This window comes from Streptomyces sp. NPDC001536 (assembly GCF_042894505.1).
Taxonomy (GTDB): Bacteria; Actinomycetota; Actinomycetes; order Streptomycetales; family Streptomycetaceae; genus Streptomyces.
Genome location: NZ_JBIAVQ010000020.1, coordinates 61,030 through 76,590, shown reverse-complemented (window position 1 = coordinate 76,590; position 15,561 = coordinate 61,030). Strand labels below are relative to the sequence as shown.

At 70.4% G+C, this 15,561-nt stretch carries 15 protein-coding genes; 14 read left to right on the top strand and 1 reads right to left on the bottom strand.

The features are described from left to right. Nucleotides 1-245: 245 nt before the first annotated feature. The 14 genes from ACFY0U_RS39765 (at nt 246) to ACFY0U_RS39700 (ending at nt 14,468) form a co-directional block, all read left to right on the top strand. Nucleotides 246-1,001, top strand: coding sequence for a response regulator transcription factor (locus ACFY0U_RS39765; protein WP_388644494.1), 756 nt, complete (start codon nt 246-248; stop codon nt 999-1,001). Nucleotides 1,002-1,177: 176 nt separating this feature from the next. Next, a complete protein-coding gene (locus ACFY0U_RS39760) occupies nt 1,178-2,029 on the top strand; it encodes a helix-turn-helix transcriptional regulator (RefSeq protein ID WP_388644493.1) in 852 nt (283 codons plus the stop codon). A gap of 233 nt (nt 2,030-2,262) precedes the next feature. Further along, on the top strand, nt 2,263-2,586 hold the full coding sequence (locus tag ACFY0U_RS39755) for a TcmI family type II polyketide cyclase (protein WP_388644492.1): 324 nt from the start codon (nt 2,263-2,265) through the stop codon (nt 2,584-2,586). Next, complete coding sequence (locus tag ACFY0U_RS39750) at nt 2,586-3,842, top strand: beta-ketoacyl-[acyl-carrier-protein] synthase family protein (RefSeq protein ID WP_388644491.1); 1,257 nt, start codon at nt 2,586-2,588, stop codon at nt 3,840-3,842. Before ACFY0U_RS39755 ends, ACFY0U_RS39750 begins: the two co-directional genes overlap by 1 nt. Further along, nucleotides 3,839-5,101 carry a ketosynthase chain-length factor gene (locus tag ACFY0U_RS39745; RefSeq protein ID WP_388644488.1) on the top strand — a complete coding sequence of 421 codons (1,263 nt, stop codon included), beginning with the start codon at nt 3,839-3,841 and terminating at the stop codon, nt 5,099-5,101. The genes ACFY0U_RS39750 and ACFY0U_RS39745 overlap by 4 nt, the downstream gene beginning before the upstream one ends. 59 nt (nt 5,102-5,160) lie before the next feature. Continuing rightward, entirely contained in the window at nt 5,161-6,855 is a 1,695-nt protein-coding gene (locus ACFY0U_RS39740) for an NAD(P)/FAD-dependent oxidoreductase (RefSeq protein ID WP_388644485.1), read from the top strand. Between the two features lie 12 nt (nt 6,856-6,867). Next, nucleotides 6,868-7,473: a nitroreductase/quinone reductase family protein gene (locus ACFY0U_RS39735; RefSeq protein ID WP_388644482.1), complete on the top strand. Its 606-nt coding sequence runs from the start codon at nt 6,868-6,870 to the stop codon at nt 7,471-7,473. Between the two features lie 9 nt (nt 7,474-7,482). Continuing rightward, nucleotides 7,483-7,848, top strand: coding sequence for an antibiotic biosynthesis monooxygenase family protein (locus tag ACFY0U_RS39730; RefSeq protein WP_388644480.1), 366 nt, complete (start codon nt 7,483-7,485; stop codon nt 7,846-7,848). A gap of 92 nt (nt 7,849-7,940) precedes the next feature. After that, a complete protein-coding gene (locus ACFY0U_RS39725; RefSeq protein ID WP_388644477.1) occupies nt 7,941-8,756 on the top strand; it encodes a dienelactone hydrolase family protein in 816 nt (271 codons plus the stop codon). A gap of 113 nt (nt 8,757-8,869) precedes the next feature. Next, nucleotides 8,870-10,504, top strand: coding sequence for an MFS transporter (locus tag ACFY0U_RS39720; RefSeq protein ID WP_388644475.1), 1,635 nt, complete (start codon nt 8,870-8,872; stop codon nt 10,502-10,504). A gap of 61 nt (nt 10,505-10,565) precedes the next feature. Continuing rightward, the gene (locus tag ACFY0U_RS39715) at nt 10,566-12,065 is read left to right on the top strand and encodes an FAD-binding oxidoreductase (RefSeq protein ID WP_388644473.1); all 1,500 of its coding nucleotides are present in this window, start codon (nt 10,566-10,568) and stop codon (nt 12,063-12,065) included. Between the two features lie 37 nt (nt 12,066-12,102). Then, nucleotides 12,103-12,657 carry a flavin reductase family protein gene (locus ACFY0U_RS39710; RefSeq protein ID WP_384170514.1) on the top strand — a complete coding sequence of 185 codons (555 nt, stop codon included), beginning with the start codon at nt 12,103-12,105 and terminating at the stop codon, nt 12,655-12,657. A 24-nt stretch (nt 12,658-12,681) separates the two neighbouring features. Further along, the gene (locus tag ACFY0U_RS39705) at nt 12,682-13,095 is read left to right on the top strand and encodes a nitroreductase/quinone reductase family protein (RefSeq protein ID WP_388644470.1); all 414 of its coding nucleotides are present in this window, start codon (nt 12,682-12,684) and stop codon (nt 13,093-13,095) included. A 26-nt stretch (nt 13,096-13,121) separates the two neighbouring features. After that, on the top strand, nt 13,122-14,468 hold the full coding sequence (locus ACFY0U_RS39700) for a cation:proton antiporter (RefSeq protein WP_388644469.1): 1,347 nt from the start codon (nt 13,122-13,124) through the stop codon (nt 14,466-14,468). 12 nt (nt 14,469-14,480) lie between these two features. On the opposite strand, the gene sigJ is transcribed toward ACFY0U_RS39700, so the two are convergent. Continuing rightward, nucleotides 14,481-15,482, bottom strand: a complete 1,002-nt coding sequence (sigJ, locus tag ACFY0U_RS39695) for an RNA polymerase sigma factor SigJ (protein WP_388644466.1) — start codon at nt 15,480-15,482, stop codon at nt 14,481-14,483. Between the last annotated feature and the right edge of the window lie 79 nt (nt 15,483-15,561).

Sequence of the window (15,561 nt, the reverse complement as noted above, 5' to 3'; positions counted from 1 at the left end):
CACCGGTGCTGGTGTCAGCATCGGCAATGCCATGACAGCCCGACCGCACGGCTGTGTCAGCTGCACCGCACCGGTACGTCAACATTCCGCAAGCCCGCACGCCGTGGAGCCGCCGCAGGGCTGTCCAACCCCATGCCTGCCGTTGAGCCTCTCCTGTGCTGGAGCTGACCGGCAGCTGGCACGACGTTGCCTACGGTGGCTGAAACCGTACGAGGCTTGGATTCCGGCTGATGTGGAGGTGAGTCATGCGTCAGGCGACAGCCGACCTGCTGAACCCACACGCACCACCGCGCCGCGAGGTGTTCGAAGCCGAGGCCCGCGCCGCTCCGGCGGCGCACACGGCTTGGCGTGTCCTGATCGTCGACGCCCGCGCCGAGGACGCGGCCCCGCTGGCCGAGGCACTGCGCCGGCACGGGCACCACGTCGAGCGCGCCCGCAACGGCTATGCCGCCCTGGAGACCTACGGCGAGGCGGACGTCGACATCGTGCTCCTCGACCCCGAACTGCCCGACGTCGACGGCCTTCAGGTGTGCCGTCAGCTGACCGCGGCCGGCCGCACCGCGGTCATCGTGCTCAGCGCCCGCGGCAGTGAGCTCGACGTCGTGCTCGGCCTCCAGGCCGGCGCCGACGACTACCTGGTCAAACCCTGCGGGCTGCGTGAACTCCTGGCCCGCATCGAGGCCGTGATGCGGCGCGTGCAGCCCCGCATCGAACGGCGGGTGCTGTCGATCGGGGCGCTGCGCATCGACGCGGCGCTGCGCGAGGTCCGCCTGGGCGGCCGCACCATCGCGGTGACCCGCAAGGAGTTCGACCTGCTGTACCTGCTGGCCGCACGGCCCGAGACGGTCGTCACCCGCGAGCAGCTGCTGCGCGAGGTGTGGGCCGACTCCTGGTCCCGGCGCACCGTCGACACCCATGTGAGCAGCCTGCGCACCAAGCTCGGCTCCCGTGACTGGATCATCACCGTCCACGGGGTGGGTTTCCGGATCGGCCGGGCCTGAGCGCCCGCCCTTCCCCGCGTTTTTCGCATTCGGCACTTCCCAATTCGTACATCCATCGCCTGTGCCTGAAGGCGTACGTCCCTGGCGTACGCCTTTCCGGGTGCAGGGCAGCAAAGGTGAAATATCTCGCCCACAGCCAACGGGGGATTCGAATGAACCGAATGAACCGACCAGAAATGACGTCCACGGCACCGCGCACCCGTTGTGAGGGTGACGACTGTCACAAAAAAACCGGCGAGGAGGCCGAGTTCGCGGCGCCGCGGCTGCGTCTGTGCCGGGAGTGTCTGCACCTGTTCGTCGCGCGCCTGCGCCAACTGCCCGCGCTGCACACCGAACTGGAGGAGGTCCTCGGCGGCCGCCCCACCGGTGAGGGCCAGGAGCGCACCAGCGGCGGCCCGGTGCCCTCGGGTCTGCCGTTCAACGCCGCCGCCGCCGATGTGCGGGCGGAGATCACGACCACCCTCAGCTCCTGGAGCGGCCTCGTCGTCGCCGAGCGCGGCGCCCCCACCCCGCAGCGCACGGTCACCGCCCTGACCGCGCTGCTGGTGCGGCACGCCGCCTGGCTCGCCGCCCACCCCGCCGCCGCCGACGCCAGCCGTGAGGTGGCGCGCCTGGTCCGGGCCGCGCACCGGGTGGCCCGCGGCGAACCGACGCGCCGGGTGAGCCTCGGCCCGTGCGTGATCCCCGGCTGTCCCGGGCGCCTGGTCACCGAGCTGCGCGGCCGTGACGTCGAGTCCGGTCCCGGCATCCGGTGCGACGCCGACGCGGCGCACTCCTGGCCGGGCCGGCTGTGGACCGAGCTGCGCCGCGCCATGCGGCGGGCGGGCGACGAACCCGCGCAGGAACGCTGGCTGACCGCCTCGGACGTGGCCCGGCTGTGGTCCACGTCCACCGGCACCGTCTACCGGCTGGCCAGCGAGCAGCGCTGGCGCAGGCGCTCCAGCGCCGGACGGACGTACTACGCGGAATCCGACGTCCACGAGTGCTTCGCGCGCCGTCGCGCCGCCGGCAGCGACGCCGGAATCTGACGGTCCACCGCACTCCCTTGAAGAATTTCTGACATGGATCTGCACGGATACGCGTTGTTATTCGGTCAGGGACCGAAGAAGCTGTAAGCGAGGATCCGGTGAACTGTCCGCACGGCGATGCGAATTCAACAATTCCCGCCCAGTGCGCTCCCGATTCCCTTTCCGCGCAGTCCACGAGATCGCGGAGTTCTTGTTCGGAAACGCATCCGGAATTTCCCCCAGGGAGAGAGCCCATGCACAGCACATTGATCGTGGCGCGGATGGACCCGGCGTCCATCGGTGATGTCGCCCGGATCTTCCAGGAGTTCGACGGCACCGAGATGCCGCACCTGATGGGCACACGGCGCCGTGAGCTGTTCGCCTACCGCGGCCTGTACTTCCACCTCCAGGACTTCGACGACGACCAGGGCGGCAAGAACATCGAACAGGCCAAGACCCACCCGCGGTTCGTGCAGGTCAGCGACGACCTGAAGCCGTACATCGAGGCCTACGACCCGGCGACCTGGCGCTCGCCGGCCGACGCGATGGCCACCCGCTTCTACCACTGGGCGTCCTGATGGCGCGCCAGGTAGTGATCACCGGCATCGGTGTGGTGGCCCCCGGCGGAGTGGGCACCAAGGACTTCTGGAACCTGCTCAGCACCGGCCGCACCGCGACCCGCACCATCACCTCCTTCGACGCGACACCGTTCCGCTCCCGGGTGGCCGCCGAGGTCGACTTCGACCCCGAACTGCACGGGCTCAGCCCCCAGGAGGTCCGGCGCATGGACCGCGCCGCCCAGTTCGCGGTCGTCACCACCGCCGAGGCCCTCACCGACAGCGGCCTGGCCCTCACCGACCTCGACCCGCACCGCACGGGCGTCACTGTGGGCAGCGGGGTCGGCGCGACCATGGCCCTGGACCGCGAGTACCGCATCGTCTCCGACGGCGGCCGCCTCGACCTCGTCGACCACCGCTACGCGGTGCCGCACCTGTACGACTACTTCGTCCCGAGCTCCTTCGCCAGCGAAGTGGCCTGGAAGGTCGGCGCCGAGGGCCCCGCCGCCGTCGTCTCCACCGGCTGCACCTCGGGCCTGGACTCGGTGGGATACGCCACCGAGCTGATCCGCGAGGGCAGCGCCGACGTCATGTTCGCCGGCGCCGCGGCCGCCCCCATCTCCCCGATCACAGTGGCCTGCTTCGACGCCATCAAGGCGACCACCCCCCGCAACGACGACCCCGAGCACGCCTCCCGCCCCTTCGACCGGACCCGCAACGGGTTCGTCCTCGGCGAGGGCGCCGCCATGTTCGTCCTGGAGGAGCGCGAGCGGGCCGAGCGGCGCGGGGCGTACATCTACGCCGAGATCGCCGGCTTCGCGACCCGCTGCAACGCCTTCCACATGACGGGGCTGCGGCCCGACGGCCTGGAGATGGCCGAGGCGATCCGGCTCGCGATGGACGAGGCGCGCATCAACCCCGAGCAGGTCGACTACATCAACGCCCACGGCTCGGGCACCAAGCAGAACGACCGGCACGAGACCGCCGCGTTCAAGCACAGCCTCGGCGCGCACGCCTACGAAACCCCCGTCAGCTCCATCAAGTCCATGGTCGGGCACTCGCTCGGCGCGATCGGCTCCCTGGAGATCGCCGCCTCCGTCCTCGCCATCGAGAACAACGTGGTGCCGCCCACGGCCAACCTCCACGAACCCGACCCCGAGTGCGACCTGGACTACGTGCCCGTGCACGCCCGCGAGCAGCGCACCGACACGGTCCTGAGCGTGGGCAGCGGATTCGGCGGGTTCCAGAGCGCCATGGTGTTGCGGAGGGCAGCATGAGCACCTCGACATCCCCGGCCGTCGAGAACACCCCGGCCACCACGACCACCCGCGTCGTCGTCACCGGACTCGGCGTCACCGCCCCCAACGGCCTGGGCACCGACGACTACTGGGCCGCCACCGTCGAGGGCCGCAGCGGCATCGCGGAGATCGGCCGCTTCGACGCCTCCGGCTACCCGGCCCGCCTGGCCGGCGAGGTCCCCGGCTTCGTCGCCGAGGACCATCTGCCGGGCCGGCTGCTGCCGCAGACCGACCACATGACCCGCCTCGCGCTGGTCGCCGCCGACTGGGCCCTCGCGGACGCGGGCGTCACGCCCGGCGAATGGGCGCCCTTCGACATGGGCGTGGTCACCGCCAGCTCCTCGGGCGGCTTCGAGTTCGGGCAGCGCGAACTGCAGGCGCTGTGGAGCAAGGGCGGCCAGTACGTCAGCGCGTACCAGTCCTTCGCCTGGTTCTACGCCGTCAACACCGGCCAGATCTCCATCCGGCACGGCATGCGCGGCCCCAGCGGCGTCGTCGTCTCCGACCAGGCCGGTGGCCTGGACGCCCTCGCGCAGGGCCGGCGGCAGATCCGCAAGGGCAGCAAGCTGATCGTCTCCGGCGGCGTCGACGGCTCGATCTGCCCCTGGGGGCATGTCGCCCAGCTCGCCGGCGGCCGCCTGTCCACCAGCGACGACCCCGGCCGCGCCTACCTGCCCTTCGACATCGAGGCGGCCGGCCATGTGCCCGGCGAGGGCGGCGCCCTGCTCATCCTGGAGGACGCCGAGGCGGCCAGGGAGCGCGGGGCCCGCGCGTACGGCGAGATCGCCGGATACGCGGCCACCTTCGATCCGCCGCCCGGCACCGGCCGCGAACCGGGCCTGGAGCGGGCCGTCCGCATCGCGCTCGCCGACGCGAACGCCGAACCCGGCGACGTCGACGTGGTCTTCGCGGACGCCGCGGCGGTCCCCGACCTTGACCGGATCGAGGCGGACGCGGTGACCCGCGTCTTCGGCGCCGAAGCGGTTCCCGTGACCGCGCCCAAGACGATGACCGGACGCCTGCTGTCCGGCGCCGCCTCCCTGGACGTGGCCGCGGCCCTGCTGTCCATCCGGGACGGCGTGATCCCGCCCACCGCCCACGTCACCCCCGACCCGGCCTACCGCCTGGACCTGGTCACCGGCCGGGCACGCGATGCCCGGGTGGACACCGCGCTGGTTCTCGCCCGCGGACACGGCGGCTTCAACTCCGCGATGGTCGTGCGCCGGAGCACCTCGTGAACGCCGGCCGCGCCCCGACACGAACGGCTCAGACAACGTCAGAAGAGAGGGTGGCGCGTATGGCCAGCAAAGTGATGGCCAAGGGCCAGGCCAAGCGGTCCGACAACGTCCAGCACTGCGATGTGTTCATCCTGGGGTCGGGCCTGGCCGGCTCCGTCGCCGGGGCGATCCTGGCCCGCCAGGGCGCCAAGGTGGTCCTCGTGGACGCCGGGCAGCATCCGCGGTTCGCGGTCGGCGAGTCGATGACGCCGCAGCTCATCGAGTGGCTGCACATTCTCAAGTCGCGCTTCGACGTCCCCGAGATCGGCCATCTGCTCAGCGCCAAGGCGGTCGCCGACAACATCGGCCCGCACCACGGCAAGAAGCAGAGCTTCGGGTTCATCAAGCACGAGGCGGGCCGCGAGCCCGACCCGGAGCAGGCGACGATGTTCGTCATCCCCAAGGTCCTCACCGACGCCAGCCATCTGTTCCGGCAGGACAGCGATCAGTACTACTTCAACGTCGCCGCCAAGTACGGCTGCGTCACCCGGCAGAACTGGTTCGCCACCGACCTCGACTTCGACGACGACGGCGTCACCGTCACCGGCCGCAACGGCGAGGTGTTCCGCGCCAAGTACCTGATCGACGCGAGCGGTTTCCGCTCCCCGCTGGCGGAGAAGTTCGCCCTGCGCGAGCAGCCCGCCCGCTTCAAGCACCACGCCCGCTCCATGTTCACGCACTACATCGGCGTCAAGCCGTTCGACGACGTCTCCCACCACCCGGTCAGCAAGCGGCCGCCCGCCCAGTGGCACGGCGGCACCCTGCACCACCTCATCGAGCGCGGCTGGTTCTGGATCATCCCGTTCGACAACGTCAAGGGCTCCAAGAACCCGATGTGCTCGGTCGGCATCACCATGGACGAGCGCACCTACCCCAAGCCCACCGACCTCACCCCCGAGCAGGAGTGGCAGGGCTTCCTCGACAAGTACCCGGCGATCAAGCGGCAGTTCGTGGGCGCCAAGCGGGTCCGCGAATGGATCTCCACCGACCGCCTCCAGTACTCCTCCAGCCGCTCGATCGGCCCGCGCTGGTGCCTGATGTCGCACGCGGCCGGCTTCCTGGACCCGCTGTACTCGCGCGGCCTGTCCAACACCTTCGAGGTGGTGTACTCGCTGTGCACGCGCATCCTGGAGTCGGTCAAGGACGACGACTGGTCGGTGGAGCGGTTCGAGTACGTCGAGCAGCTGGAGCGCGGACTGCTCCAGCACAACGACGACCTCGTCAACGCCTCCTACATCTCCTTCTCCCACTTCCGGCTGTGGAACGCGGTGTTCCGGGTGTGGGGCGGGTTCCTCACCCCGGGCGTGATGCGACTGCACCGCGCCCGCGTCCAGTACGAGCTCGACGGGAACGAGCAGCACCTCAAGGAGCTGGAGAACACCCCGTACCCGGGCCTGTGGTGGCCGCACGACGAGTTCAAGAAGATCCTCGAACTGACCGCCGAGGTCTGCGAGAAGTACGAGATCGGCGAGCTCGACGGGGACACCGCCGCGGACACCATCTTCGCGGCGCTGCGTGAGTGCGAGGGCCTGAACCCGGTGTTCGGCTGGAAGGACGACGACTCCACGCGGTTCGTGTACCCGACCACCGCGATGGTCGCCAAGTTCATGAACTGGTCGCTGCGCAAGGCCCCCGAGGGCGAGATGCGCGACATCGCCCGCTCCCTGGTGAGGAGCGGCCTGCGCTCGGCCCTCCAGGGCAAGAAGGCTCTCTGAGGAAGGACGGCCATGTCCCAGACCACCGCACGAGACGAGGACAAGGCGGCGCTGTCCTCCTGGTCCTCCACCCGCCCCCAGATGGAGAACACCAACCCGCTGGTGCAGGCGTTCACCCGCTTCAACGTCTACCTGTACTCCAAGCCGCCGAACAAGTACGTCAAGAAGGTCAACAAGTCCTTCCTGCACCTGCACCTGTTCCTGTACCGCAAGTCCCGCGGCAAGATCATGGGCCACTTCGGGCGGCTCGACGCGATGCTGCTGACCACCACCGGCCGCAAGACCGGCCTCAAGCGCACCCTGCCGGTCGGCTACGTCTACGACAACGGCCGCTACATCGTGTGCGCCGCCCCCGGCCACTTCGACGTGCCCGGCGGCCCGCAGGCCAGCCACCCCGCCTGGTTCCACAACGTGCGCGCCACCCCGCAGGTGAGCGTGGACATCGGCCCCGAGCAGTTCCCGGCCACCGTGCGGATCCTCGCCGGCGACGAACGCGACCGCAGGTGGCGCGAGTTCTGCGAGGTCTTCCCGTTCATCGCCGAGTTCCAGAAGCGCGCCAGCCGCCCCATCCCGGTCCTGGAGATCACCCCGGACGACCTCGACCCCGCACACCTCTGAAAGGCGACCATGAAGATCCAGGCGTTGGACGAGTCCACCCCCCTCATGAAGCAGTTCCAGTCGCAGACCGGCCCGATCACCCTGGTCAACGTCTTCGACGTCCCCGAGGACCTCTACGACGAGTTCCTGAAGATCTGGCGCGAGGACGCCGCGTACATGAAGGGCAGCCCAGGCTGCATCCAGACCCAGCTCCACAAGGGCGTCGCCGGCTCCCGCCTGCTGGTCAACGTGGCCGTGTGGGAGTCCACCGAGGCCCTGTTCGCCGCCTTCAGCAAGCCGGAGTTCCAGCAGTCGGCGGCCAAGTACCCCGACGGCATCACGGCCTACCCGCACATCTACGAGAAGCTCGCCGTCGAGGGGATCTGCGTCGCCTGACCGGCCGGCGCTGCCCTGGTCGTCGTAGGGCCGACGTCGTACGACGATCAGGGCGCTGCCACCAACCGCGCCCGCCTCACTAGGAGTTCGCCGTGACCACCGGCACCGCACCGACCTCGGACCTCACCGGATGGAGCCGGCGCTCCTTCACCGCCGGTTCCGTCACCCACGACGTGTACGAGAAGGGGGCCGGGCCCGGGGTGGTCCTCGTCCCGGAGATCCCCGGCATCACCCCCGAGGTGCTGGGCCTGGCCGAGCATCTCGTCAAGGAGGGGTTCACCGTCACGGTCCCCTCCCTGTTCGGTACGCCCGGCCGCGCGGACTCGCCGCCCTACACCCTGGGTGTGGTGGCGCGGCTGTGCGTGTCGGCCGAGTTCCGGGCCTTCGCGACCAACGCCCGCCGTCCCGTCGCGGACTATCTGCGGGCGCTCGCCCGTGATCTGGCCGCGCGCACCCCGGGCCCCGGTGTCGGGGTCATCGGCATGTGCTTCACCGGCGGTTTCGCACTGGCCGCCGCCGTCGACCCCGCCGTACTCGCCCCCGTCGTCAGCCAGCCGTCGGTGCCGTTCCCGACGAGCCGCACCCGCAAGGCCGACGCCGGGCTCGCGCAGGACGAACTCGACACCGTCGTCGCCCGCACCCGCGGCGAGGGACTGTGCGTGCTCGGCCTGCGCTTCAGCAAGGACGGCATCTCCCCGGCCGAGCGGTTCGGCACGCTCCGTGCCCGGCTGGGGGACGCCTTCGAGGTCATCGAACTCGACTCCGCTCCCGGCAACGCGGGCGGTTTCGCCAAGAGCGCCCACTCCGTGCTGACCGCCGAGGTGCGCGAGACACCGGGCCACCAGGCCCTCGCCGCCCGCACCCGGGTCGTCGCCTTCCTGCGGGAACGCCTCACCCCCACGGCCTGAATGTGACGTGCGTCTCACCGCAGCCGGTGCATGTCACACCCGGACCGGCACCGCCCTCTTGGGTGCACCGCCACACAACGTGAGCGCCTAGACGCCGCGACAAGGAGAGGAACATGACTCGAGAACGGCAGACCAACCCGTGGGCGGTTCTGAGCGTCCTGTGCCTGGGGTTCGTGATGACCCTGGTCGACCTGACGATCGTGAACATCGCCATCCCGGACATGACCGACGACCTCGGTGCCTCGCTCGACAAGATCCTGTGGGTCGTCAACGCCTACACCCTGGTCCTCGCCACCCTGATCATCACCGCCGGGCGGCTGGGTGACATCCGGGGCAAGGGCAACCTCTTCCTGGCCGGCGTCACCGTGTTCACCCTCGCCTCCCTCGCCTGCGGTCTGGCCCAGGACCCCTCCCAGCTGATCGCGTTCCGCGCGCTGCAGGGCGTGGGCGCGGCGATGCTGATCCCGCAGACCCTGTCGATCATCACCGACGTGTTCCCGCCGGAGAAGCGCGGCGCCGCCTACGGCGTGTGGGGCGCGGTCGCGGGCGTCTCCGGAGCGATCGGCCCGACGCTGGGCGGTCTGCTGGTCACCCACCTGGACTGGCGGTGGGTGTTCTTCGTCAACATCCCCGTCGGCCTGCTGGTGCTGGTGCTCGGCTTCCGGCTCATCCCCAAGAACGTGCGGGTGGTCAAGCACCGCTTCGACCTGATGGGCGTGATCATCGCCTCGGGCGCGCTGTTCTGCCTGGCCTTCGGCCTCATCGAGGGCGAGCGCTACGAGTGGAACAGCTGGATCTGGGCGCTGCTGGCCTCCTCCGCCGTCCTGATCGGCGCGTTCCTGCTGTACGAGCGCGGCCAGCAGGACAACGAACCGCTGCTGCCGTTCTCCCTGTTCAAAGACCGCAACTTCTCCGTCGTCAACCTCGTCGGCATCGCGGTGTCCTTCGGAGTCCTCGGCATCCTGCTGCCGACCACGATCTACCTCCAGTCCGTGCTCGGCTTCAGCGCGATCAAGACCGGCCTGGTCCTGGTGCCCCTCGCGCTCGGCTCGATGTTCACGGCCGGACCGGCCGGCATCCTGTCGGAGAAGTTCGGCGGCAAGTACATCCTCACGGCCGGCCTGTCGATGTTCGGCATCGGCATCACCTGGATCTTCATGGTCGCCGACACCAACAGCTCCTGGACCGCGTTCGTCGGCCCGCTCTTCGTCGCCGGTCTCGGCGCCGGCTGTACCTTCGCCCCGATGGGCGCCGAGGTGATGCGCAACGTGCCGCCGCACCTGACCGGTGCCGCCTCCGGCGTCAACAACGCGCTGCGGCAGGTCGGTTCGGTGCTCGCCGGCGCGGTCATCGGCGCGGTGCTCCAGGCCAAGCTGGTCTCCGCGCTGCGCGAGGAGGCCGCCACCGCCTCCCAGTCGCTGCCCCAGGAATACCGGGCCGACTTCGTCTCCGGGTTCGCCGACGGCGCCCGGCAGGTCGAGGTCGGCACCCAGCAGGGCGCCTCGCTGCCGGCGGACGTACCGCAGGACGTCGCCGACACCATCCAGGCCCTGGCCGGGAAGGTCTTCCACCAGGGCTTCGTCGACGCGCTCCAGCCGACCATGCTGGTGCCCGCCCTGACGATGTTCGCCGGCGCGGCCCTGTGCCTCGCCCTCAAGGGCGGGCCGACCCCGTCGGGCATGGGACACGGCGCGCCGCCCGCGCAGCCGGAGACCGAGCCCGCCAAGGACGCCACCGCCGCGCACTGACCGCACCACCTTCTACGCCCCCGGCCCTTGTGGGCCGGGGGCGCTTGTATTGGGGCCGGACATGATCAGTCGAAGAACACTTCTCGGAGCTTCCGGCGGCGCCCTAGCGCTCGCCGCCCTCCACCCCTCACCAGCCCGCGCGGCCGCTCCCTGGGAGCAGCTGCGCGGCCGTCTTTCGGGCACCCTCGTGCTGCCCGGCGAAGCCTCCTACGCCACCGCCAAACAGCTCGAACTCCAGCAGTTCGACGTCATCGACCCGCAGGCCGTCGCGTACTGCGCGAACGCGGCCGACGTCGCCCTGTGCCTGGCCTTCGTCCAGGACCACGACCTGCCCGTCGCCATCCGCAGCGGCGGCCACAGCCTGGGCGGCTACTCCACCACCACCGGCCTGGTCGTCGACGTGTCCCGGCTGAACTCCATCACCCTCCAAGGCGCCACGACGACGTTCGGGCCCGGCGCCCAGAACGTCGACATGCTGACCGCGCTCGCCCCCGCCGGGCTCGCCGTGGCGGGCGGCGCGGGACCCACCGTGGCGGCCGGCGGCTTCGTCCAGGGCGGCGGCCTCGGCTTCCTGACCCGCCCGCTCGGCGTGGCCTGCGACGCCCTGACCTCCGCGACCGTCGTCCTCGCCGACGGCCGGATCGTGACCGCCTCACGCAACCGGCACAGCGATCTGTTCTGGGCGATACGCGGCGGTGGCGGCGGCAACTTCGGCGTCGTCACCTCGTACACGGCCACCGCCTCCCCGGTCACCGACGTGGCCACCGCGACACTCGTCTTCGCCTACGACAAGGCGCTGGACATGCTCGACGGCTACGCCCGCTGGCTCGTGGACGCCCCCCGCACCATCGGCGGCGCGGCCGTGATCACGCTCCCCGACGCCGCGCCCGGCGCCACCCCGGTGCCCGCGATCCGCCTGGTCTCCACCGGCACCGCCGCCCAACTCGCCGACGAGGTAGGCCGGTTGCTCGCCCTGACCGGGCCGCCCGCCTCCCGCGTGGACGCCGTCATGCCGTACCGCTCGCTGATGATGGGCGTCTACGGCTGCGCCACCAGGACCGCCGAGCAGTGCCACCGGGCCGCCGACCTGCACCCCGAAGGGCAGCTGACCCGGCCCGCGTTCGGCCTGGAACGCAGCCGCCTGTTCAAGACCCCCATGGCCCGCAACGCCTGGGCCGCGGCCCTCGCCGTGTTCGACGCGGACCGCCAGGCCGGCCAGATCCGCCAGCTCCAGGTGCTGCCGCTCGGCGGAGCCGCCTCCGACCTCGCCCGCACGGCCACCGCGTTCGTGCACCGCGACAGCCTCTACACCACCAACTACCTGGCCACCATCGCCAGTTCACCCACCGACGAGGGCCGGGCGGCCGCACGGCTGTGGGTGGACCGCGGATTCGCCGCGATCGACCCCCACTCCAGCGGCGAGACCTACCAGAACTTCATCGACCCGGCCCTGAAGGACTGGAAGCGGTCCTACTACGCCGAGAACTACCCGCGGCTCGCCGCGACCAAGGCCTACTACGACCCGTACGGCCTGTTCACGTACGCCCAGAGCATCCGCTGAGCCCCTCGCCGGGGCCTTCTTCCCCCAGGGGGCGCCCATGACCACGACACAGCCAGGCATCCTGCAACAGCGGGCCGACGGCCCCATCGACGGCAAGGTGCTGCGCAATGTGTGCGGCATGTTCGTGACCGGCGTGACCGTGATCACCAGCGGCAGCGGTTCGCACGCGGCCGGCACCACCGTCAACTCCTTCACCTCCGTCTCCCTCGACCCGCCGCTGGTCCTGTTCTGCCTGCACAAGGCGTCCCGGCTGCGTGCCGTGGTGGAGGAGTCCGGCGCCTACACGGTGAACTTCCTCGCAGGGCGCCAAGAGCCCCTGGCCTGGGCATTCGCCGGCCGGCACACCGCGAACCTGGACGGCGTCGACCACCACTACTCCACCGCCGGCGTGCCCGTGCTCAGCGGCGCCATGGCGTTCCTGTCCTGCCGCCTGGTCAACGCCGTCGAGGGCGGCGACCACACGATCTTCATCGGTAAGGTCGCCGAACTGGGCGTGTCCAGCGGCGAGTCGGAACCACTGATCTTCTTCCGCGGCTCCATGGGCTCCCTGGAGGCCGAACAGCGCGGCACCCACCCCATGTTCGACGTCTGACCCCGCACGCCTAAGGAGTTACGGATGTCCGCCATCCAACGGCGACTGGCCCGCTTCAACCGCACCTTCGCCAACCGCTTCGTCGGCCCCGTCCTGACCCGGATGCCCGGGTTCGGCGCCGTCCTGCACGTGGGACGCAAGTCCGGGCGCGTCTACCGCACCCCCGTCAAGGTGTTCAAGCGCGACGGGAACTACGTCATGTCGCTGCCCTACGGTCCCCAGTCCGACTGGGTGCGCAACACGATCGCCGGCGGCGGCTGCGAACTGCACACCCGGGGCAAGCTGATCCGCCTGGACCAGCCGCACGTCTTCACCGACCCGCGGCAGTCCGTCGTACCGGCACCGCTGCGGCCCCTGCTGCGCCGCTTCAAGGCCTTCGACTTCATCGAACTGCGTCCCGTCGACGCCGCCACCACGTCCGCGCCGGTCCGACCATGACCGCCGCCCCCTGACAGGAGACTGCTGTGCCCCACTCCGAGTGGATCACCGTCACGGCGATCGGCGGTATCGCCCTGATCCTCGCCCTGGCGGCCGCTGTCACCGCGCTGTGCCGCCGTATCAAACAGCCCGCCGTGATCGGTGAGATCACCGTCGGCATCTGCCTGGGACCGAGCCTGCTCGGCCTGTTCCCCGGCGACCTGCCCGACCGGCTCTTCCCCGCCGAGATACGCCCCCATCTGGGCGTCGTCTCCCAGGTGGGCCTGCTGCTGTTCATGTTCATCATCGGCTGGGAGTTCAACAGCGGCGCCCTCAAGGGCCGCTTCCGCTCCACCGGCGCCATCTGGATCAGCTCGCTGGCGCTGCCCATGGCGCTGGGCATCGGGCTTGCCTGGATGATCTACGGCTCGCACGACGTGGTCGACGGAAAGACCGTGCCGTTCACCGAGTTCGCGCTCTATCTCGGCGTCGCGATGTCCATCACCGCGTTCCCGGTGCTGGCCCGGATCATCGCCGAACAGGGCATGCAGAAGTCCCGCGCCGGCACCCTGGCCCTCGGGCTCGCGGCCGCGGACGACGTCCTGGCCTGGTGCATGCTGGCCGTCGTGGTCGCGCTGACCACCGCCACCGGCACCGCCGGATTCCTGACCGTGATGGCCTGGTCGGCGGTCTACCTGGTCGTCATGCTGTGGCTGGTACGCCCCGTGCTCGCCATCATCAGCGACCGGCTGCGCGTCACCCACACCCAGTACGTGCCCGTCCTCGTCGCCTCCGCCGTGTTCACCTCGGCGTTCGTCACCTCCCACATCGGCATCCACGCCATCTTCGGGGCGTTCATGTTCGGCCTCGTGATGCCCCGGCGCCACGACAGCCTGCTGCACCGGGTGGCGCTGCCGCCCCTGGAGACCGTCGGCAAGCTGCTGCTGCCGGTGTTCTTCGTCGTCACCGGCCTGTCCGTGGACCTCACCACGCTCAGCGCCGGCGGTGTCGTCCAGACGGTGGCCATCATCGTGGTGGCCTGCCTTGGCAAGCTCGGCGGCGTCGCCCTGTCCGCCCGGCTGACCGGCATGGACTGGCGCGACGCCACCGTGCTCGGGGTGCTGATGAACACCCGCGGCCTGACCGAACTGGTCCTGCTGAACGTGGGGTTGAGTCTTGGGCTGCTGACCGTGCAGCTGTTCTCCGCGATGGTCCTCATGGCCCTGGTCACCACCGGGATCGCGGCGCCCGTCCTCAACCGGCTGCTGAAGGACGACGACCGGGCACCCCTGGTGGGGAGCGCAGCCGGCACTCCGGACGTCGCCGAGGCGGTCGCCGGACCGCGTGCCGACGTCGCCGAAGCGGCCGCCGGCCCCGGGCGCGCCGCGCACTGACACCCACGGCCCTCAGGCCTCGTTCTCGACGGGCTCGGAGGACTCGACGGACTCCGCAGGTTCGCCGGCCTCGCCGGACCGCACCCGGGACAGCTTGTCCGGGTTGACCACGGCGTAGATCCCGCGCACCTGGTCGCTCTCCGGGGTGAGGTCCATGACCAGCACCGCGTACGGGGAGTCCTCGGAGAACACCACCGCCGACGGGTCGCCGTTGACGTGCCGGTAGTGGATGTCGATGTCCTTGGGCGTGCGCCCCGCATAGCCCGCGAGCAGCCGGCAGACCTTCTCCCGGCCGATGACCGGACGCAGGCCCGCGGTGCGGACCTTGCCGCCGCCGTCGGTCCACATGGTCACGTCCGGCGCCAGCATCTCCATCAGCGAACCGAGGTCGCCGCCGAGCGCGGCGTCGATGAACCGCTCGGTGACCTGCTGCTGGACCTGCGGATCGGCCTGGTAGCGGGGGCGCCGCGCCTGCACGTGGGCGCGGGCCCGGTGGGCGAGCTGGCGCACCGAGGAGGGGTTGCGGTCGAGGATGCCCGCGATCTCGGCGTGCGCGTAGCCGAACACGTCGTGCAGCACGAACACCGCCCGCTCCAGCGGGGAGAGCGTCTCAAGCACCACCATCAGCGCCATCGACACCGACTCGCTCTGCAACGCCCGGTGCGCGGGCTCGGCGGCCGGCTCCTCGTCGGAACCCCGGGTCACCAGCGGCTCCGGCAGCCAGGGACCCACGTACGTCTCACGGCGCCGCTTGATGGCGGCCTTGCGGGCCAGCGCGTGGTTGACCGCGATCCGTACGAGATAGGCCCGCGGGTTGTCGATCTCCTCGTGCGGGGAGCGGCTCTTCTTCGCCGACCACGACAACCAGGTCTCCTGGAGCACGTCGTCGGTGTCGGCGACGGTCCCGAGCAGGTTGTAGACGATCGAGAACAGCAACTCGCGGTAACCGACGAAGACCTCCGTCGAGGCCTCGACGGAACCGGCCGTGTGGTCGCCTGCCTGGCTGTCGGACATGGTGCACCTCCCTGTGACGAGCTCACACCCGAGACGGCTTTCGTCCGGGAAATGTGACATCACCCCCATGAATGTGATT